General features: G+C 44.0%; 15 protein-coding genes. 2 read left to right on the top strand and 13 right to left on the bottom strand.

Features of this window, described 5'->3' with window-relative positions; genetic code table 11:
- Nucleotides 1-31 precede the first annotated feature (31 nt).
- The 4 genes from cysQ to BW947_RS02615 form a co-directional block, all read right to left on the bottom strand.
- Nucleotides 32-862 carry a 3'(2'),5'-bisphosphate nucleotidase CysQ gene (cysQ, locus tag BW947_RS02600; protein ID WP_076496770.1) on the bottom strand — a complete coding sequence of 277 codons (831 nt, stop codon included), beginning with the start codon at nucleotides 860-862 and terminating at the stop codon, nucleotides 32-34.
- A 266-nt stretch (nucleotides 863-1,128) separates the two neighbouring features.
- Nucleotides 1,129-2,232, bottom strand: a complete 1,104-nt coding sequence (rfbD, locus tag BW947_RS02605) for a dTDP-4-dehydrorhamnose reductase (RefSeq protein ID WP_076496771.1) — start codon at nucleotides 2,230-2,232, stop codon at nucleotides 1,129-1,131.
- Nucleotides 2,201-2,977: a phosphatase gene (locus BW947_RS02610; RefSeq protein WP_076496772.1), complete on the bottom strand. Its 777-nt coding sequence runs from the start codon at nucleotides 2,975-2,977 to the stop codon at nucleotides 2,201-2,203. Before BW947_RS02610 ends, rfbD begins: the two co-directional genes overlap by 32 nt.
- Nucleotides 2,978-3,030: 53 nt before the next feature.
- Nucleotides 3,031-6,252: a DEAD/DEAH box helicase gene (locus tag BW947_RS02615; RefSeq protein WP_076496773.1), complete on the bottom strand. Its 3,222-nt coding sequence runs from the start codon at nucleotides 6,250-6,252 to the stop codon at nucleotides 3,031-3,033.
- A gap of 703 nt (nucleotides 6,253-6,955) precedes the next feature.
- On the opposite strand from BW947_RS02615, the gene cspE reads away from it, so the two are divergent.
- Together cspE and dgcS are read left to right on the top strand one after the other, a co-directional pair.
- Nucleotides 6,956-7,165 carry a transcription antiterminator/RNA stability regulator CspE gene (gene cspE / locus BW947_RS02620; RefSeq protein WP_006080998.1) on the top strand — a complete coding sequence of 70 codons (210 nt, stop codon included), beginning with the start codon at nucleotides 6,956-6,958 and terminating at the stop codon, nucleotides 7,163-7,165.
- A 674-nt stretch (nucleotides 7,166-7,839) separates the two neighbouring features.
- Complete coding sequence (gene dgcS / locus BW947_RS02625; RefSeq protein WP_076496774.1) at nucleotides 7,840-8,730, top strand: diguanylate cyclase DgcS; 891 nt, start codon at nucleotides 7,840-7,842, stop codon at nucleotides 8,728-8,730.
- A gap of 132 nt (nucleotides 8,731-8,862) precedes the next feature.
- Here the strand turns inward: dgcS and tilS are convergent, their stop codons facing one another.
- The 9 genes from tilS to bamA form a co-directional block, all read right to left on the bottom strand.
- Complete coding sequence (tilS, locus tag BW947_RS02630) at nucleotides 8,863-10,296, bottom strand: tRNA lysidine(34) synthetase TilS (protein WP_076496775.1); 1,434 nt, start codon at nucleotides 10,294-10,296, stop codon at nucleotides 8,863-8,865.
- 41 nt (nucleotides 10,297-10,337) lie between these two features.
- A complete protein-coding gene (gene dnaE, locus BW947_RS02635) occupies nucleotides 10,338-13,811 on the bottom strand; it encodes a DNA polymerase III subunit alpha (protein ID WP_076496776.1) in 3,474 nt (1,157 codons plus the stop codon).
- 118 nt (nucleotides 13,812-13,929) lie between these two features.
- Nucleotides 13,930-14,562: a ribonuclease HII gene (gene rnhB, locus BW947_RS02640; protein WP_076496777.1), complete on the bottom strand. Its 633-nt coding sequence runs from the start codon at nucleotides 14,560-14,562 to the stop codon at nucleotides 13,930-13,932.
- Nucleotides 14,562-15,737 carry a lipid-A-disaccharide synthase gene (gene lpxB, locus BW947_RS02645; protein WP_076496778.1) on the bottom strand — a complete coding sequence of 392 codons (1,176 nt, stop codon included), beginning with the start codon at nucleotides 15,735-15,737 and terminating at the stop codon, nucleotides 14,562-14,564. Before lpxB ends, rnhB begins: the two co-directional genes overlap by 1 nt.
- 271 nt (nucleotides 15,738-16,008) lie before the next feature.
- Complete coding sequence (gene lpxA / locus BW947_RS02650) at nucleotides 16,009-16,779, bottom strand: acyl-ACP--UDP-N-acetylglucosamine O-acyltransferase (RefSeq protein ID WP_076496779.1); 771 nt, start codon at nucleotides 16,777-16,779, stop codon at nucleotides 16,009-16,011.
- Nucleotides 16,776-17,240, bottom strand: a complete 465-nt coding sequence (gene fabZ, locus BW947_RS02655; RefSeq protein ID WP_076496780.1) for a 3-hydroxyacyl-ACP dehydratase FabZ — start codon at nucleotides 17,238-17,240, stop codon at nucleotides 16,776-16,778. The genes lpxA and fabZ overlap by 4 nt, the downstream gene beginning before the upstream one ends.
- A 31-nt stretch (nucleotides 17,241-17,271) precedes the next feature.
- The gene (gene lpxD / locus BW947_RS02660; RefSeq protein WP_076496781.1) at nucleotides 17,272-18,297 is read right to left on the bottom strand and encodes a UDP-3-O-(3-hydroxymyristoyl)glucosamine N-acyltransferase; all 1,026 of its coding nucleotides are present in this window, start codon (nucleotides 18,295-18,297) and stop codon (nucleotides 17,272-17,274) included.
- Between the two features lie 3 nt (nucleotides 18,298-18,300).
- Nucleotides 18,301-18,798 (bottom strand): OmpH/Skp family outer membrane protein, encoded by a 498-nt coding sequence (locus tag BW947_RS02665; protein WP_076496782.1) that lies wholly within the window; start codon nucleotides 18,796-18,798, stop codon nucleotides 18,301-18,303.
- 64 nt (nucleotides 18,799-18,862) lie between these two features.
- Nucleotides 18,863-21,343 (bottom strand): outer membrane protein assembly factor BamA, encoded by a 2,481-nt coding sequence (gene bamA, locus BW947_RS02670; protein WP_076496783.1) that lies wholly within the window; start codon nucleotides 21,341-21,343, stop codon nucleotides 18,863-18,865.

The raw sequence follows: 21,343 nt of genomic DNA on the forward strand, positions 1-21,343 counted from the left end.
TACGACTCCAATGTTTAGCACGCCATTTAGATCAATAAGCATCAATGCTAGGTTGTTGTTTTACCCAATCTGGGGCAGTGGCAATAAAATAAGGGTTTAAAATGTCAGATTTTTGGTTATAAGTTAATGGTTCACCTGAGTCATAACAGACAACTGTGCCACCAGCACTTTCGAGCACAGCCTGCGCCGCTGCGGTATCCCACTCGCTGGTAGGGCCAAGCCTTGGGTATAAATCTGCACTGCCCTCAGCCAACATACAAAACTTAAGCGAGCTACCGACGCTTAAGATGTCATGCTTGCCAAACTGTTGTAAATATTGCGCCATATCTGGGCTTAAGTGAGAGCGACTACCAACAATAATCGGTATTTCTCGTGGTGTTTTTGCGCCTAATAATGGACTTTCTTGGCCTGCTTGTTGACGCCATGCACCTAAATGCTTAGCGCCATAATAATACGTATCGAGCACAGGCGCATATACTACACCCGCGACAGCAACCCCTTGATGAATAAGCGCAATATTAACGGTGAACTCGCCATTGCGCTTAATAAACTCTTTAGTACCATCTAAAGGGTCAATCAACCAATAGGTGTGCCATTGACGGCGCACGTCCCACGCAATATCCGCCGCTTCCTCAGACATAATAGGAATACCAACAAACTGCTGCGCCAATGCCGCCACTATCACATGATGCGCGGCTAAATCGGCGGCGGTCACAGGGCTATCGTCAGCCTTATGGTTAACTGAAAAGTCATCTTGACCATAAACCATCATAATGGCATCGCCGGCCGCTTTAGCAATCGCCACCACTTGCAGCAGATCTTGTTTCGTCAATGTCTGCGCTGTTGTCGTGTTATCTGTCACTCGGATTTCCTTAATGCGTTAAATATCTTGGTATTATGCCATTGTCATCGAAACAGAATTAAGAACAAATTCATCATACATCAAGCAAAATAAACTAAGACTTACTGCTTAAAATGTCCACTGTAAAGCCACAAACACACAAAGTGCTGACGATACTCAGGCAAGTCATCGAGGCACAGAAGAGATTTTAGACTAGCTGCATTGGATATTTACCGTCTTTGTTTTCATGTAGCGAGTCTACATCAATGCTATAAATCTCATCGTTATCAAGATAACTGCCGCAGCATCTGATTCAGTTGCTGACGCCAATCTTGCCACTCAATGTTATCAAACATTGAGTGCCTTGCATGAGTAGCCAGAGTGAATTGTAATTTGTCACTATTTAACACACTATAACTCGGCCTTTTTGCCACATTCACGCCGCGCGTTAATGCTTGCTTAGCATAGGCAGTGCTAGAAATAGGCAGGATAACCACTGGTTGATTTAACAAATTGAGCACTAAGGCTTGTTGCTGAATTTCAACAGCAAACTCATGCCAACTGCATTGGCCCTTAGCACTGTAATGAAATAACCCCGAGCACTGCGCCGCCACTAATTGCCACATCACCCGCGCAAGTGCATCACTCCATGTTGGGCAACCAATTTGATCGTCAATCACCTGTAAACTAGGCTGAGTTTGCATTAATTTCAGCATGGTTTTGACAAAATTATGCCCATCTTGGCCGTAAAGCCATGAGGTGCGCACAACCGTGGCACGATCCCCCAAAACCGCAAATACCTTTTGTTCGCCAAGTAACTTACTCTTAGCGTATTCAGAAAGCGGCTTTGGATGATCAAGTTCAACGCAGGGAGATGCTAAATAATGTGGTTTGGCAGCGGGGTCAATAACACCTTCACTCACATTCTCAGCATTGTGGTCAATATCGTGAGCTGCATTGCCACCAAACACATAATCACTCGACACATGCAGTAAGCGCGCGCCCGACTGCAAACATTGCTGCGCTAGTAACTCGGGGCCGAGCGCATTCACGCGATGGGCTTTAACGATATCGTTTTCAGCCGCATCAACCGCGTTATAGGCGGCGCAGTTGATCACCCAATTAGGTCGATATTGAGAAAATACAGCGGCAATATTGGCGGCATTGGTGATATCTAATTGGCTGCGGTTTAACGCACAAAGCTTAAATGGTATACCCGTGTTCGAGAATAGATAACCCACTTCGGCAGCAACTCGCAGTAACGCTTGCGCCAGCTGGCTATTAGCGCCGGTTATTAATACAACGTCAGGGAAGTTAGCTTCTATAATCGTCGATGTTTCACATGGGGCTGGTGTCGTTTTAGTTATTTGCGCCATCGCCAATATCATCATCGTTAAATAAAGCGATTAAGTCGCTAACGGTTTCATGACCACGCGCGGCTAAAAATGCCAATAATGCCGAGGGGCTACGATTGAGTAACCGTGATGGCGGATAAGCCACTTCATCGATAATCGCTTGCGCGCGCGCAAAGCCGCCCAAACTAAAGGCTACATGGGAATCAGAACCCATGACTAAAATCGTACCAAACTCCTTAGCCGCCTGAGCAATGGCTGTGCAATTAGCTTCACTGCCTTTACGGGAGACTTCAAAGGAAGAATTATTGATTTCAAGCGCAACACCATACTCGGCCGCAGCGCGGGAAACGGCTTCAATATCAATTGGATAAGCAGGGTTTCCTGGGTGGGTAATAATATCAACATTGCCACTTTTAATAGCGTTAATCATAGCTTTGGTGTGAGTAGCCTTATCTGACGGTGGATAAACTGGCTCATGAAATCCCGCGAGTACAATATCCAGCTGCTTTAAATAATCACCAAAGAAATCAATCTCGCCATCGATATTTTTAATATTGGCTTCAATACCCCGCAAAATGCCGACACCATCGACCATACGCGGCAATACTCGTAAATTCACAAAATGCCAAAAATGCGGCGCATCAGCCATATCGGGTCCATGGTCAGTATTGGCAAAAAGACGAATACCCTTCTGCTTTGCCACAGCGATATAGTCATGAATCGTGCTATAAGCGTGACTTGAAGCCACGGTATGAGTATGAGTGTCGACTTGGTACTGCATAGTTCACCTCAGTCAAATGATGCGATCAATTAAGAAAATAGCCATTAATTTAATTAGCTAAAAAGCGATAACAGTTCATCGGCACTACCTTGCCATGTGCCCTTACCTTTACCTTCAAGAATACTATCTGCTAAACTTTGCTTATGCTGTTGCATTTCTTGAATTTTCTCTTCTACTGTGCCTTCGGCAATCAACTTATACACAAACACCGACTTATCTTGGCCAATACGATGGGCCCTATCTGTAGCCTGTTTTTCTACAGCTGGATTCCACCAAGGATCATAATGGATAACGGTATCTGCTGCCGTGAGGTTTAGCCCAGTACCACCGGCTTTTAAGCTAATTAAAAACACGGGGGTATCACCCTCTTGAAACTTATCAATTTGCGCTTGGCGCAGACGAGTTTGTCCGGTGAGCTTACTGTAATTAAGTCCTAAGTCTACCAGCTCGGCTTCAATCAAGGACAACATGCTAGTGAACTGACTAAAGATCAAAATCTTACGCCCTTCTTGTACCATCTCAGGTAAGTTCTGCTTAAGCCAATCTAACTTTGCATTACTCTTTACTTTCTGCGCTTGCTCTAATTTCACTAAGCGCGGATCACAGCAAGCTTGGCGCAATTTAAGTAAGGCATCGAGAAATTCGATATGACTGCTGCCAACGCCTTGAGTAGCAAATAAATCCCGTAGTTTTTTCTCCATCGCCAATCGAATACTCTCATAGAGATTCCGCTGATCTTTCTCTAACGCTAAGGTCTGGAATATTTCAGTTTTAGGCGGTAATTCACCGAGCACTTCATCTTTAGTGCGGCGTAGCACAAAAGGCGCAATGCGTTGACTCAATACTTGCGCTTGTTCTATATCGCCGTAACGCTCAATTTTGTGCCTGAAAGACTTATTAAAAAAGGCATTGGTTCCGAGTAATCCTGGCAAGCTAAAATCCAGTAACGATTTAAGTTCACCGAGGTGATTTTCAAGCGGGGTGCCAGACAAGCACAATCTAAACGGCGCTTTAATCACTTTAATCACTTGAGTCACTTTCGCCTGCGCATTTTTAATCTGCTGCGCTTCATCAAGCACAATATGCTCGAACACATACCCTTGATAATATTCACTATCCCGCACTATCAGCGGATAGGTCGTCACGACAATATCAAACTCAGCTAAGCGTTCAAGCAACGGCTTGCGTAATGCGCCATGAATAATCACAAGCTTTAATGAAGGCGCAAATTTTGCCGCTTCTTTCGCCCAGTTACCCACTAAGCTAGTCGGGCAAATAATCAGACTCGGTGCACTACTCGCCCCCACAGGAGCTAATTCTCGCTGCTTGAGTAAAAAGGCCAAGGTTTGAATGGTTTTACCCAGTCCCATATCATCGGCCAGAATACCGCCAAGCTGATATTCCTTTAAAAAACAAAGCCAATTTAATCCTTGTTGTTGATACTGACGTAGCTCAGTATTGAGGCTACTAGGCACTGTGACGTCCACCACGCCGTTAAAACTGTCGAGCTTAGTTGCTAAACTGCGTACTCGCTCACCATTGAGCAAACGAATGTCACTGTCGGCAAAATCATTTAATAAATGTGCGCGGTATTTAGGCAAAGACACGCTATTACCTTTATTGCCATCAAATAGCTCTAAGATAATGCTAATCAGCGGCTTAATTGCACTGGCTTTAACTTTTAACCAATCACCATTAGGGCTTGGCAATAATAATTCAGCATCGTCAGCAGGTTCACCATACTGTTTAAGCCAAGTGGCAATTAACGGTAGCATTGGCACGATTTGGCCATCAATATCAGCATTAAGTGATAGGGAAAACCAACCCGCCTCAGTATCATCCAGCTCAATCGCCAGCGGAGTATCAATAACATTTAAATTAAAATTGGCGGCAAAATGCACCTGGTAGCCCAAGGTTTCTAATTTCGGGATTTCCTGTTGAATAAACTGCAACCAAGCGTCAATCGCTTCAGGCAGTGAACCTAAACCCCAAATGCTGACATAGCTGCCGCTATTAGGCATAAAAGAAGGAGCTAGCTCGACAAAATCCAATGTCATCAAACGATTAATGACATCCCTTTCTGCCGCTAACTGGCGCGTAACTTGATAGGTTTTTCCCTGTTGAGTGACTAAAGATAACGGCTCGATTGGATATTGACCGCCAAGCACCACGTCCTGATAAACAAACTCCAGCAGCACCAATGGCTGCGCCATGGCAAACTCGGGTAAATCTTGCGAGGTGACTGTCAACCTAATTTGCAGTGGCTCCGCTAGTTCAACAAAATCGATAGCCAGTGGTGTGGGTACCGTTTTGAGTGAAAAATGCTTAATTAACCTATGACTCACCAACTCAATTTGTGAACTTGGCACTGGTGGCATCTGGCTGAGTAATAACATTTTTTCAACACTGATTTCGGTCTCTAATGCTCCCACCGTAAAATAATCTAAATCAATATAACTTGGTGGCTCAATAGGAATCAGCTCCCAATTATCTTTATTGGGTAGCGAGAGCTGCATTTGTTTATGTTCAACATCTTTATCAAGCCAAATAAATTCAGGTTTTATCGGCGCGCCACGGGTGAGCGGTAAACGGCTCTCTTCCCAAAAACATCGCTCAGACAGCAGCATTTTATCCAGCGCCATAGCGCCTAGCTGGGCTTTTAGGTATAAACGTGAGGCGCCGTGGCGGCGAGTAGACATAATAAGGTTGATGATCAGCACGTCTTCGGCGCCAATCCAAGCCGGCATATAGTATTGCACGTCCGATAACGCGATTTTTGAGCCTTTGTTATAGTCGCCTTTCTTTGCCAACTTGCCTTTTCTTAACTCAAGATAAACTCCATTATCGTCTTTAGATAATACGTACAGCACGCGGTCATCATAAAGTAAATCGACGTTAGATAATGTGAGGTCATCACTTTCATCCAGGAGATGTAACCACTGGGCGATACGTTGATCTTCGACCGTTTTATCACTGAGCAAACTATAAAGGACTGCGGCAAGATGCTTACAATGCCCTGTAGCAGGACATGAACAGAAGCCATTCATAATGAGCTTATGGTTGACACTCACCAGACGAATATCTTGCCGATAAGGCTGGGACTCAGCTCCCATTACGCGACCTTCAATATGACGAAAATCAGCATTCGCTTTAGCGCTTAATACCCGTTTTTTCATCACGTAATCACGGGCACGCATTAAGGTTGGCGCCGTGAATAATGACTCAATGCTGGTTCGAGTCAATTGAATAGGATCTTGGGGGGACAAGCGATTCATCTAAAAGCCTTGAAACTAAAAATATCAAATACAGGCAATAACAACCATTGCCTTGCGAAATTTATCAATGAGTTGTATGAGATTGTATTGAAAGCCTTAGCCGAAAGCCAGAATGATAACCATCATAAACAACCTCACCAAGATACAGCCACAAACTTATCTACAGACATGACACGTTTTTTACTATCGTAAAGCCGATAAAAATTAGTTTTCAGCAATTAGTGATTAAGTTTTGATTTTGATACCCACATCTAGCCGTAGCACAGTCGTATTTTCGATACTACGTTCGACTTTTATAGGCAGCGTATTCAGCATTAAATGTATACTGCAAATAAATCTAGGTTCACACATAAAATAATTTTAAATTTAAAGACACGCAATAAACGACTGCAACATGCTGAAAAATAAAAAATATTGTTTTACAACACTCCATTATTACACTTAAAACGTATTGTCATTGAGACGATATTTAAAAATAAAACTATACAAACCCCTAGAGTGTGTTAATCTTCAATCCGGCCTGTGATTCAGACCTATTTATAAGCAATATTATGTATTTGAAAACCTTCGCTACGCCTGTAATATTTTTTTTGCTGTCATGAAGCTTTCCACTCATAACTTATCATCAATGTAAATAATTCTATTTCTGGCTAACATACCGCATAATTGCGAATTATTTGTTTGAAAAATTTTGGAGACATTCATGTCTAAAACTACTGGTGTAGTTAAATGGTTTAACGAAGATAAAGGTTTTGGTTTTATTTCTCCTGACAATGGTGGCGCTGACGCATTCGTTCATTTCCGCGCAATCGTTTCAGAAGGCTTTAAAACTCTTGCTGAAGGTCAAAAGGTTTCTTTTGATATCGAACAAGGCCAAAAAGGTCCTCAAGCTGCGAACGTAGTTATTCTGTAATTAGACTTTGTCTAATTTAAGTTAACGAGTTCCAGACAAAAATGCCGACTTATGTCGGCATTTTTATATCTACAATTTGGCTTATTTTCATCTGCTATTAAAATTATTCTATTCATTAGCTTTGTATCTGTGAAATTTGAGTGTCTGTTTTATCTGACCGCTTCAAAACTCTCGACATCAACAAAATACTGCTCCAGATATCCTACTTCGGCTGCATCACTACGCATTGTCTTTAACTCTAGCGTTAATGCACCCACAACATACTGTTATCATTACCTAATTGCATCAGCACACTAACAACCTTTCATTACGTATCGCAAAAGTAATCTTTTTATCGATTACACAACTTACAAACATCATCAATGTGCTATTCGCCTATAAATCAGTGACTATTATCCGTGGCTAAAACATCATTCCAAGCAAAGCTCAAATCCCTTTAGGGAAGCGGATTAGATGTCGTCCCCAAGGATTTGTTTGAAAAGTAATATGTTTATTGCGCTCGACAGCGCCTGTCAAAATACTGCCATGTCAAAATATAACTCGTGATTCAAAATAGAGTGGAGCCTTAACTCAATGACTATCAAGGACTAGTTACAGTAGTGAACATTGCGGCACAATATTTGCTATGGATCATTTAAAGGTGTATCGCACTGACATTAACGGGAGTGATGATGATGGATTTTGGCCTAGCCACCGAGCTATATCCAGACGAATATCGCTATCAAATAGCGAATTATAGTTCCAACAATAACCCATTGGACTTAATACAAACGATCCAACAACTGCATGCTAGTTTAGATCCAAGAACAGTCTTTGCCTGCTATGGCAATATACTGGGACAACATTTGCCGATCCAAGGTGCGCGCTTAACCTACGGCCAATATAAATTAAGCTGGGGTAAACGTTATGGTATTACCGTTAAGCGCCAACTGATTCTTGCTGGTCAAACGTTGCATATTCAGTATCAGTTACTGACACCGCTCACGCCGTCACAAACCTCTGATATGCAAGAAATGGAGCCGCTGTTATTACAGCCGTTATTAAATGCCATGCAATATGAGGAAATGTCGAAACAAGCCATGTTTGATTCGTTAACCGGCTTAGGGAATCGGCACTACTACAGCCAAAGTTTAACAACGGCGATTGCAAGAGCCCATAGAAAACAAGGCCCTGTTGCACTCATAGTGTTAGATTTGGATAACTTTAAGCAACTTAATGATAGGTTTGGCCATAAGTGTGGTGATTATATTCTAAAGGAGTTTGGCGATATTATTCAGTCGACTATTCGCAATACGGATCAAGCCTTTCGTATCGGTGGAGACGAGTTTGTCATTATTGTGCAAGGGGATATTCATGCCACTAGCTTATTGTGTGAACGGATTGTTGTGACCATTAATCAACATCCTAGTTTCAACCAATTTGGGGTTAGTTGCAGTTTAGGCGCCGCAGAATCACACGATACCATCGAGGCTGAACAGCTTTATGAACTCGCTGATAAAGCACTGTATCAAGCCAAAGCAGCAGGACGCAATTGCTTTAAACTCAGCCAAAACCAACTCGTTTAATACGCGCAGGGATGCCAAATGAGATGCAAAATTTACTCGCAGCGCGTAACAGTAAAGCTTTATATCAAACTGACGCGCTGTCATTCATCTTTTTACTCGCTTTACCTCATTACTAATTACTAACAGATTTGATTAAACCAATATTTCCCTATCTACCTGCAAGCCAAGTTCATTTGACTCCACACTAAAATTCTTTTCTACCCATAGCCCAATCGCCATCACGAGTTCCTCACCATAAAACACGAAGCCTATCTTTTCACGCATCCAAGGTGGAACAGCAAATTCTTGCCATAATTTTTTTAATTCGCGGCCTTTATCACGTGAATGGGGATGGCAACGAAACTGCCCCGCAAGTTGATAGCGCACGCTGACCACTTCATCAGGTAGAGGTAACCGAGCTCTAGGCCCTTGACTTGTAATACTAAACCGAATGTTAGCATCACAAAATCCCCCTTGGGGAGTTACCACTAACTCAGTGCGATCTTCTTGCAATAACGGCACGAGAACATCGTCAGAAAGCACCCAATTAAATGGCATATTGCAATGCTTGTAGCTCTGATATTTAAATAAATACACTTGATTGGCAAAACGGTGTATTACACACTCGCCCACACGCAGATGTACTTTAGCATCATCCTTTGCGGTAAGAAGCTGAACGATAATCTGATTAAGTTGCACCTTTGAGGGCAAAGCAAAACCTTGGGATTGAATAAAGCCGCGTAAAAGTAACGCCTGCCAATCCACTGATTGTTCGGCAAAGCTATCAAGTTTAAATACGGTTTGTGCATGGTAAGGAGCCACAGTTAACCACATAGGTAAACGTTCACTCACCTGCAAATCCAGCGTGGTCTGTTGCTCAGCGCACAATGTAGCACTGCGACTTGCAGTCGTAGCGATACTCGGCCAACGTGCTTTTAAGCGCGGAATAATTTCTAAACGTAAAAAATTACGATCGAATTTATCATCTTGATTACTTTCATCTTCGATATGCACTAAACCTTGCTGTTTGGCATAGGCTTCAATGTGCTCACGACTGATATCCAGTAAAGGTCGCAACTGCTTGCCCTGCACTAACGCTTGCACTTGTCCCATGGCCGCTAAACCTTTAGGGCCCTGCCCACGTTTGAGCGCTAATAAGATAGTTTCGAGCTGATCGTCTTCGTGATGCGCAGTCAACAACACATCATTTGCAGTTAAATGCTGCTCAATGGCTTGATAACGTACTTTACGCGCTTCGGCTTCAAGGCTTAACCTTGGGCCACGATTGACGCTTACGCGCTCAACGATTACAGGCAAGCCATAATGCTGCCCACGCGCAATACAATGCTGCGCCCAAATGTCTGCATTATCACTTAGGCCATGGTGCACATATATCAGCTGATAATTAAACTCGGAATGTTGCTGTGCAAACTGACTTAAACCATAGGCTAAGACTTCAGAATCTACCCCACCACTGTAAGCCAGCACTAACTTGCAGTCAGGCGCTAACGACTGCGCCGTCAAAAAGGCGCTAATATGCGCGCTAAGATCAACCGCTAGCAATGGAGCATCAAACTGAGTCGGCATAGGTTAACTTCATCTGTATTTACTTAAGATATTTGACCGCATTAGAATAATATTCTTACCTTGTTCGGCCCAAGGAGCGATTCAAGCGATAGCATCAAGTCATCGGTCGGGTTCACCCGCCAAGTATCAGCGAGTCTAAACTGACCTTTGGCTTGGGCTTGAGTGTAGTTGATCACCACAGGCACTGCGCCGTTACGCCACGGGCTAAGGGCTTGCTCGAAGATATCGAGGGCTGATGGCGTTAACTCACTACCATCCATATCGATTTCTAGCGCCTTGGCAAAGTGGCTGCGCGCCTCACTGATATCAATAATATTACGCGCCGTCATACGGTTGCCGCCGGCGAAATCATCAAAGCTCACTTCTCCTTCACAAATCAGGATGCGATCTTTTTCTAGCAGATGATTAAACTTCTCAAACGCCTCGGTAAACAACATAATTTCAAGACGAGCGCTTTTATCATCAAGCGTCAACAGCCCCATTTTCGAGCCACGCTTGGTCAACATAACTCGCGTTGCCACCACTAAACCCGCCGCTTTAGCCGTTTTACCCCGCTCTGTGGGATGCACGTCTTTCAAACGGCCAGAGGTGTAATGCTTAAGCTCTTTTAAATATTGATTGATCGGATGACCCGTCAAATACAAACCTAAGGTTTCACGTTCACCTTCAAGCCAAATTTTATCTGGCCAAGGCGCACATTCAACAAACTGTTGCTTACTGTCTTCGGGTTCGCTATTGAGCAAACCAAACATATCGTGTTGACCAATGGCCTCGGCTTTCGCATGTTGATCGGCGGCACGAATCGCTTCGGGCAAGGTTGCCATCATAGAGGCGCGGTGCGGTCCAAGAGAATCTAAAGCACCGGCGCAGATCAGCTTTTCAATCACGCGCTTATTGAGTTTTTTCAAATCGATACGGGCACAAAAATCGAATAAATCAATAAAAGGACCGTCTTTACGCCCTTCTAAAATCGATTCAACCGGACCTTCACCTACGCCTTTAATTGCACCGATACCATATACAATGCGCAGATCATCATCGACGGTGAATTTAAATAAGCCTTTGTTCACATCTGGCGGAATTAACGGTAAACCCATGCGTTCACATTCATCGACCAAGGTGACAATTTTATCGGTATTGTCCATATCGGCCGACATTACTGCCGCCATAAACTGCGAAGGATAGTGAGTTTTAAGCCATAAAGTTTGATAAGAAACAAGTGCATAAGCGGCGGAGTGAGATTTGTTAAAACCGTAGCCAGCAAATTTTTCTACTAAGTCGAAAATCTTCATCGACAAGTCGCCGTCGACACCGTTATTGATCGCACCTTCTTTAAAGGTGCCACGCTGCTTAGCCATTTCTTCGGGCTTTTTCTTACCCATAGCGCGGCGGAGCATATCAGCGCCGCCAAGGGTATAACCCGATAGCACCTGCGCTATCTGCATAACCTGTTCTTGATAGAGAATAATGCCGTAGGTCGGCGATAACAGCTCTTTAAGTGACTCGTGTTGATACTCAGCATCGGGGTAAGAGACTTTCTCGCGGCCATGCTTACGTTCGATAAAGTTATCAACCATGCCCGATTGCAACGGCCCTGGACGAAATAGTGCTACGAGGGCAATCATGTCTTCAAAACAGTCTGGCTGTAAACGTTTAATCAAATCCTTCATCCCGCGGGATTCAAGCTGAAATACCGCAGTCGTTTCATATTTTTTTAACAGACGAAAACATGCCTGATCCGTGAGTGGAATCGCTTCGATACGCACCGGTGGTCGACCATTTTTCACTTCGACCTTGTTCACCATCTCTAGTGCCCAATCGATAATTGTTAGGGTTCTTAACCCCAAGAAGTCAAACTTAACTAATCCTGCGGTTTCAACGTCATTTTTATCAAATTGGGTGACAGGGTTTTTGCCTTCTGCATCGCAATAAAGTGGTGCGAAATCAGTGATTTTAGTCGGAGCTATCACCACGCCGCCCGCGTGTTTACCAGCGTTACGCGTTACGCCCTCAAGCTTACGACACATGTCGATAAGATCTTTTACATCTTCATCGCCATCATAAGATTCTTGTAGCGCTGGCTCAACCTCAAAGGCTTTGGCGAGTGTCATCCCGGGCTCAGGGGGAATTAATTTTGAAATCCGGTCAACAAAGCCATAAGGATGGCCGAGCACACGGCCCACATCGCGGATAACCGCTTTTGCCGCCATAGTCCCAAAGGTGATAATTTGCGATACCGCTTCGCGGCCGTACAACTCGGCCACGTGATCAATCACTTCATCACGTCTATCCATGCAAAAATCGACGTCAAAATCGGGCATTGATACCCGCTCAGGGTTGAGAAATCGCTCGAACAACAAATCAAATTCAAGTGGGTCTAAGTCAGTGATTTTAAGCGCATAGGCCACGAGTGAGCCCGCGCCTGAACCACGACCTGGCCCAACAGGGATGCCGTTATCTTTACCCCATTGGATGAACTCCATTACGATCAAGAAGTAACCAGGGAACCCCATCTGGTTAATCACTTTGAGTTCAATGTCCAGCCGCTCATCGTACTCACCCCGTTTTTCGACGCGTACCTGCGGTTCTGGGAATAAAAACTCGAGTCGTTCTTCAAGGCCCTTTCTCGAACAGTCGACCAGAAAGTCTTCGATAGACATATCGCCCGTTGGAAAATTAGGCAAAAAATATTCGTATAAACGGATCGTTACATTGCAACGCTTAGCAATTTCAACACTGTTCGCCAGCGCCATTGGAATATCGGCAAATAGCGCGCACATTTCTTCTTCGCTACGTAAGTACTGCTGTTCACTATACTTTTTAGGACGACGCGGATCGGCAAGGGTAAAACCATCGTGGATTGCAACGCGAATTTCATGGGCGTCAAAATCTTCAGGTTTAAGGAACACTACCTGATTGGTTGCTACCACGGGGATGCCCTTCTCCTGTGCTAAACCCACCGCCATGTGTAGATAGCGCTCTTCATCGGCGCGACCGGTGCGGATAAGCTCAAGAAAATAGCGATCGGTGAAATGAGTCTGGTAAAACGTACATAAAGATTCAACTTGCGTACTATTACCCTTGAGTAGCGCTTTGCCAACATCCCCCTCTTTTGCGCCCGATAACAGTAAAATACCTTCGTTATAAGTGAGTAACCACTCTTGGTCGATCACCACTCGCCCCGCCACTTGACCTCGTAAATAAGCCTGACTAATTATTTGGGTCAAATTCTGATAACCAACATTATTCATCGCAATAATGGTCAAGGCACACAATTCGCCTTCAAATCCGGGTACCTGCATCCAAAAGTCGGCTCCGATAATTGGTTTTATCCCCGAGCCATGGCAACCACTGTAAAACTTCACTAAACCACAAAAGTTGTTTTGGTCTGTCAAAGCAACAGCAGCCATGCCATGCGCTTCTACCTGCGCCAAAATAGGCTTGACCTTGGCCACGCCATCGGTCATGGAGTAATCACTGTGGACACGTAGATGTACAAAACGAGGATCGGACATAATTAGGATTATCTTTGAATAGCAGGTTAACGATAACTAAAAAGCAGACTAGCAAAGTCACGCAGCCAGAGCCAGTGACTTTGCTTGATAACAGAGGCTATCGCGTTAAAAGCACACGTTAGCGATCTAATATTGCCTTAACGGGTTTAAAACTTTTACGGTATTGGTCAAACACGCCATGTTCAGCGATAGCCTCAAAATGCGCCTTGGTCGGGTACCCTTTATGCTTAGCAAAGCCGTATTGTGGATAAGCGGCGTCAAGCACGTCCATCTCGCGATCCCGCGTCACTTTGGCGATGATTGAAGCCGCGCTGATACTGGCAATTAAGCCATCACCTTTAATAATGCTATGACTAGTGAGCCCTGCACCATTATGGGCCAAAAATACAGGGCTGCGATTACCATCCACAAGTACAAGCTCAGGCGCTATATTGAGGCCAGCGACTGCGCGCTGCATCGCCAGCATGGTGGCGTGTAGAATATTAAGCTCATCGATTTCAGCAGGACTGGCTCGTCCAACGTGATAACACAGCGCTTTAGTGCAAATCTCATCAAATAGGACCTCGCGGCGCTTCTCAGTGAGTTTTTTCGAATCATTCAGTCCAATAATGGGCCGATGAGGATCCAAAATCACCGCAGCAGTGACGACATCACCAACTAAGGGGCCACGGCCGACTTCATCCACTCCGGCAATTAATCCGGTTGAAAAGGCTAATAAATCAGCTTCAGTTAAACTTTTAAACGTTGCCACTAATTAACCTCATGCGATTTAACCGCAGGCTTTATCTCAACCAATGCCATGACAGCCTCAGCGGCTTTTAAGCTCGCATCGCAACGTAACATTTGATGCATAGCTTCAAACTCGGCCTTTAGTGGCCCAAAATCGCGATTTAACTCAAGGGTGACCGCTGCAGCAATTTTCTCTGGCGTGCAATTTTCTTGAATTAACTCTGGTACAAGCTCTTTTCCAGCGAGTAAGTTGGGTAAAGAGAAACGTTCGACCTGCATCATACGTTTAGCAATAGCATAAGTTATCGGGCTGACGCGATAAGCCACCACCATAGGACGTTTAACCAGCATAGCCTCTAAAGTCGCAGTGCCAGAGGCCAATAAAATTCCATCAGCGGCGGCCATGACTTCGCGCGATTGACCTTCAATCATATGGATTTCAAGATCTGGGGCAAAATCCTTCAGCGCTTGCTCAAATTGCTCACGACGCTTTTGATTCACCAACGGCGTGACAAAACGTATGTCAGGGAAATTTTGTCTAATTAACAAAGCTGCTTTCACAAAAGGTTCTGCCAATTGCTTTAGCTCACCACCGCGGGAACCGGGCAGTATCGCTAAATACTCAGCATCTGCATCAAGCCCGAGCAATGCACGAGCAGCCGCTTTATCGCTTTGCAGTGGAATATCGTCAGCTAAGGTGTGACCGACAAAGGTACATGGCACCTGATGCTGATCGTAAAAGGCTTTTTCAAAGGGCAACAGCGACAACACCATGTTAGTGGCCTTGGCGATTTTGAAGATACGTTTTGGGCGCCATGCCCACACTGACGGGCTCACATAATGAACGGTCTTAATGCCACGTACTTTAAGTTTAAGTTCTAAACCAATATTAAAATCGGGCGCATCAATCCCAATAAAACAAGCAGGCTTAAGTGCCGTGATGTCTTTTATCAGTGATGCCCTAATTTTTAATAAACGAGGTAAGCACGACAGAACTTCAACAATCCCCATCACTGCGAGTTCTTCCATCGCGAACAAAGATTGAAAGCCAAGGGCTTCCATACGCGGACCACCAATACCAACAAAGCGTGCATCGGGGTGTATCTTTTGTAGTGCAGTAATTAAACCAGCACCTAAAATATCGCCCGAAAGCTCTCCGGCGACCATAGCAAACACTAATGGAGTTTTATTGCTCATAAACCAATCATGTCTCATAAAGTAATGATATCGGATGATTATCGGTATTTAGCCTACGACGCCTCATCCAAGCCCACGTTTACCCCTATATAATTGAATAATAACGGGGTAAATTCACCATGGTTAAGCTCATTAATTGATAAGTGCATTTTTATTGAGCATAACTAGATATGAGTACATCTCAAGATACACATTTCTTACCATAAAAAAGCTTAAGCTTATAATACAAAAGGGCATTAAATGCCCTTTTGTTTGCGATGCAATCGTCAAGTTAGCGAATAATGCCGCGACCCGAGGATTTTACAAATTCAACGAACAATTTCACTTGCTCATCGTTCTGTGCATCTTCCGTTAACGCATCAATCGCCTCTTCAACAGTTAAACTACTGCGATATAAGGTTTTATAAGCACGGCGCACTGCCAATTGGCTCTCTTTAGAAAAACCACGACGCTTCATGCCTTCGCTATTTAAACCACGCGGAATAGTCGGTTGACCCGCAGCCATCACAAAAGGAGGTACATCTTGCAGCACTAAAGAACAACCTGCAGTAAACGCATGGGCACCAATATGCACAAACTGATGCACGCCAGTCATACCGCCTAAAATAGCCCAGTCACCCACATGTACGTGACCTGCGATAGAAGCGTTATTAGACATAATCACATTGTCCCCGACCACACAGTCATGGGCAATATGTACATAGTTCATAAACAGATTATTCGAGCCGATACGAGTCTCACTGTTATCTTGCACGGTTCCGCGATGGATGGTTACATGTTCACGGATGACGTTATTGTCACCCATGATCAATCGTGTAGGTTCGCCGGCGTACTTTTTGTCTTGGCATTCTTCGCCCACTGAAGCGAATTGGAAAATACGATTTCCTTTACCAATAACCGTTGGACCTTTAACAACCACATGTGAGCTTAACCAGCAATCATCACCGATTTCAACACCTGCACCTATGTAGGTCCAAGGACCAATCGTAACATTATTACCAATTTTCGCATCGGGATGAACAAACGCTAATGTATCTATCACTGACTAATCTCTCTGCGGGCACACATAATTTCAGCGGAGCACACTACTTCACCATCGACTTTAGCTTCACCATGAAAAACACCTATTCCACGGCGCTCTTTAATCATTTTCACTTCAAAATGAATTTGATCACCAGGTTCAACTACGCGTCTAAAACGCGCATTGTCGATGCCGGCAAAGTAATACAAAACACCCGGAGGTGGTACATCATCACTCATGGTTTTAAACGCAAGTAACCCTGTTGCTTGCGCCATCGCTTCTAAAATAAGCACGCCGGGCATTACCGGTTGTACGGGGAAGTGTCCCTGAAAAAATGGCTCATTGATTGAAACATTTTTAATCGCATGCAGACTGACACCTGGGGTGTAATCCAGCACACGATCAATCAATAGAAATGGATATCTATGGGGTAGATATTGAAGAATTTCTTTAATATCCATAGTGTTCATTTGATTAGACACGAACCGAGTTCCTCAAATTGCTCTGGAGCAATTAATCTGGTGTTTTTAAATTTTTTTCCAACGTTTTAACACGTTGAAACAGTTCATCTAACTGACGGAAACGAACTGTGTTTTTACGCCAAAGTTTATTGTCCATAGCCACAGTAGCAGAAGAGTATAACCCCGGCTCACGCATGGTACTGGTAATATTAGTCGCACCAGAGACATGCACGCCATCAGCAATGCTCAAATGACCTGCGATGGCACTACTACCACCAATAATACAATATTTACCTATGGTGACACTGCCTGCAATCGTGGTACAGCCTGCTATTGCGGTATTCTCGCCAATAATGACGTTATGGGCAACTTGTACTAGGTTATCAATGATCACACCATTGTGTATCTCTGTATTACCTAATGCACCGCGATCTACCGCTGAATTAGCACCAATCTCAACCCGATCGCCGATACGAACGCCGCCTATCTGCGGAATTTTAATCCACTGACCACGTTCATTGGCATAACCAAAACCATCTGAGCCCAATACCGTGCCAGAATGGATAATACAATTTTGTCCTAGCTGCACATCATGGTAGACAGTGACATTGGCCCATAAACGAGTTTCAGAACCAATAACGACATCTTGACCGACTACGCAGCCAGCACCAACTTGCACATTTTCACCAAGAATTACATTGGCCCCAATCACCGCATTCGCACCAATAGCAACGCCTTCACCTAAATGGGCTGACGAATCTATTTGTGCTGAGGCATGAATACCCACAGCAGCTTTAGGTGTGGTATCTAAATATTGGGCTACACGGGCAAAAGCCACATAGGGATCTTTTACAATTAACGCAGTACCTTGGAAATCCTGCGCATCTTTAGCTGACAATAACACCACTCCCGCTTGAGTCATCTCAAGCTGAGAGCGATATTTACTGTTGGCTAAAAAAGAGATTTGATCCGGCTTGGCATGTTCCAAAGTCGCTACGCTATTAAAAAACAACGTTTCGTCACCTTGAATATCACCATCAAGTAGCAGACTTAGCTCTTTTAAAGTCACACTTTTCATCTATTACTTGCCTTTGCTTAAGGCTTCAACCACTTTGCTACTGATGTCAGCGTTAGACTTGACATAAATAACAGCACCACGTTGCAATACCAAATCATATTGGTCTTTTTCAGCGATAATGTTGATGGCTTTCTGAACCTTTTCTAACAGTTTATTTTGCTCTTCACCCTGGCGATGACGTAAATCTTCGTCCAATGCTTTGCCTTTTAACTGATACTCTGATTTTAGCGATTCCATTTTACGAACCAGTTCCGTTTTTTGCGCATCATTCATCAATGCACCGTCACGTTGCTGCTTCTCCATGAGAGAACGCATTTCTTCTTGCATTTTCTGCACACTAGCCATGCGATCGCCAAACTCTTTCTTCAGAGATTGAGAGATCTGTTCACGTTGTGGAAGCTGTTCAAACACAGCGCCCATATCCACTACAGCAATTTTCTCAGCATGTGCCACTAATGGCGCGCCTAGCAAAATTAACGTCATCAGCGCGCGATTTACCATCTTTTTCAAAATAAACTCCTTGTTACCTTGTTATTATCAGCAAAACCTGCCGAGTGTATGCTTTTTAAAAAGTTTTGCCAATATTGAAAGAGAAGATCTCTGTCTGATCGCCTTCATATTCTTTAAGCGGCCAGGCTAAGCTAAACACCATAGGTCCCATAGGTGACAACCACTGTACACTAAGGCCCCATGATGCACGCAGACGCTCTGGATCGCTGTAATCTTGCAACTTAGCAAACTCTTCAGCAGGAAGCGTTTGATACTGATCTAAATCAAACTCGGTATCCCAAACGTTACCCGCATCCAAGAAGAGACTGGTACGTACAGAGTTCGAGTAAGCTTCATCTAAAAATGGTGTAGGTACAATCAACTCCATGCTCGCAGTTGCAATTGCGTTACCACCAATAGAACGGCCAGAACTTACGCTAATACTGTTAGGATCGCCCGGTAAGCTACAACCATCGCCTGATGGATCCGGTGCACATGGTTCACTACCTCGATAGAGATAGAATGAACGTGGTCCAACTGAGTTAGACTTAAAGCCACGCAGTGAGCTGCTACCGCCTGAGTAATAGTTTTCCCAGAACGGTAATATTTGGTCGTTGTCATTATACTGACCATAGCCATTAGCATAGCCTAAGCGACCACGAGCCAAGAGCACAAAGCTGTGACTACGGTTAACAGGGAAATAGTAGTTAGTGTCAAAATCGGTCTTAAAGTACTGTAAATCCGATCCAGGCACTGTCATCTTGCCATTCAAACGCTGTGATGAACCATCTGTAGGGAAAGTTCCACGGTTTAACGTACTACGGGACCAACCTAAACTCAGTTCAAAGTTATCAAAACTTAAGTCAGCATCAGGATCATCAGCGCGATAAATATTATAAAAACGCAATGCTTGCTCATAGGCTGATATTTCTGAAATCGTGTTATGACGATAACCTATGCCACCATTAATACGGTTGTATTCATTGATGGGGAAACCCGAGTTCAGCGCAACGCCGTAAGAACTGTTTTTATAACGTTCTAAGTTGGCTTCATTGGCGTCAAATTCACTCCAATAAACACTCCCACCTAAACTAACGCCATCTTTTGTCCAGTACGGATCGGTATAAGACAAGTTAACGTTTTTAGAGTACTTGTTAGTACTCATGCTAATACCCGCTTGATTGCCTGTGCCTAAGAAGTTGCTCTGCTGTACACCAAACTGCAAGCTAAGTCCTGACTCAGTACCATATCCTACACCCGCGTTAAAGGAGCCTGATGGCTGCTCTTTTACTTTAACCGCGATATCAACTAAATCATCCGTGCCTGGCACTTGAATCGTTTCAGTATCAACGGTTTCAAAAAAGCCTAAACGATTTAATCGTGCTTTCGATTGCTCAACTTGTGCGGAGTTTAACCAAGCCCCTTCCATTTGGCGTAATTCACGACGCATCACTTCATCTTTAGTAACGGTATTACCAGTGAAGTTAATGGCGCGAACATAAACACGCTTACCGGGTTTAATGTTGATGTTTAAGGTGACTTCTTTCGTCTTATCATCAATTTCAGGGTAAGTTTTAACTTCTGGGTAGGCATAACCGAAACGGCCTAGATATTTGCTGTACATTTCTTCGGTAAACGTAACATCACCGCCGTTGTACATATCACCAGTCTTGATTGGCAGAATTGATTGCATCAACTCTTCACGGCCCATCAAATCGCCAGTCAAGTTGACAGCTTTAACTTTATATTTTTCACCTTCATTCACGTTGATAGTGATATAAAGACCTTTTCGATCAGGTGTCATCGCTACTTGAGTCGAGGTGACCTCAAAGCGGATATAACCTTTGTTGTGATAGTAGGTTTTGATGGTCTCAAGATCAGCCTGCAATTTTTGCTTCTGATAACGACGCTCACCAAACAAATCCCACCAAGCCACGTAATCTTTAAGTTCTAGCATGCCAATCAGCTCGGCATCAGTGAACTCATGATTACCGACTACGTTAATTTGGCGAATTTCGGCCGCCAAACCTTCGGTGAACTTAAATTTAAGCTCTACCCGATTACGCGGTAAATTGATCACTTGTGCTTCTACTTTCGCGCCGTATTTACCCACGCCATAGTAGAAATCCTGCAGACCTTTTTCAATACCGGTCAACATAGTGCGATCGAGTGATTCACCGACTTTAACGCCAGAACCGTCCAGACTTTCTTGTAACTGTTCGTCTTTAATGTCTTTGTTGCCATCAAATGTCACTGCGCTAATCGTGGGACGTTCAGTGACTTTCACCACTAATACACCGCCATCTCGGCTCACAGTCACATTTTCAAAGTTAGTCGAGGCATACAAGCTTTTAATGGCTTGTTGCACTCTTAACTGGTCAACAGTGTCACCTACTTTTACTGGTAAGCTTAATAGGGCAGCACCGAGTGCAACTCGCTGCAAACCTTCAACTTGGATGTCGGTCACTTCAAACGGTTGGAAAGTATCAGCCAACACAGTCCCTGAAAACGACGCACCGACGAATAACATCGAGGCAAAAAGTTTATTCAATCTCAT

Origin of the sequence: Shewanella morhuae (assembly GCF_900156405.1) — a bacterium.
GTDB lineage: Bacteria > Pseudomonadota > Gammaproteobacteria > Enterobacterales > Shewanellaceae > Shewanella > Shewanella morhuae.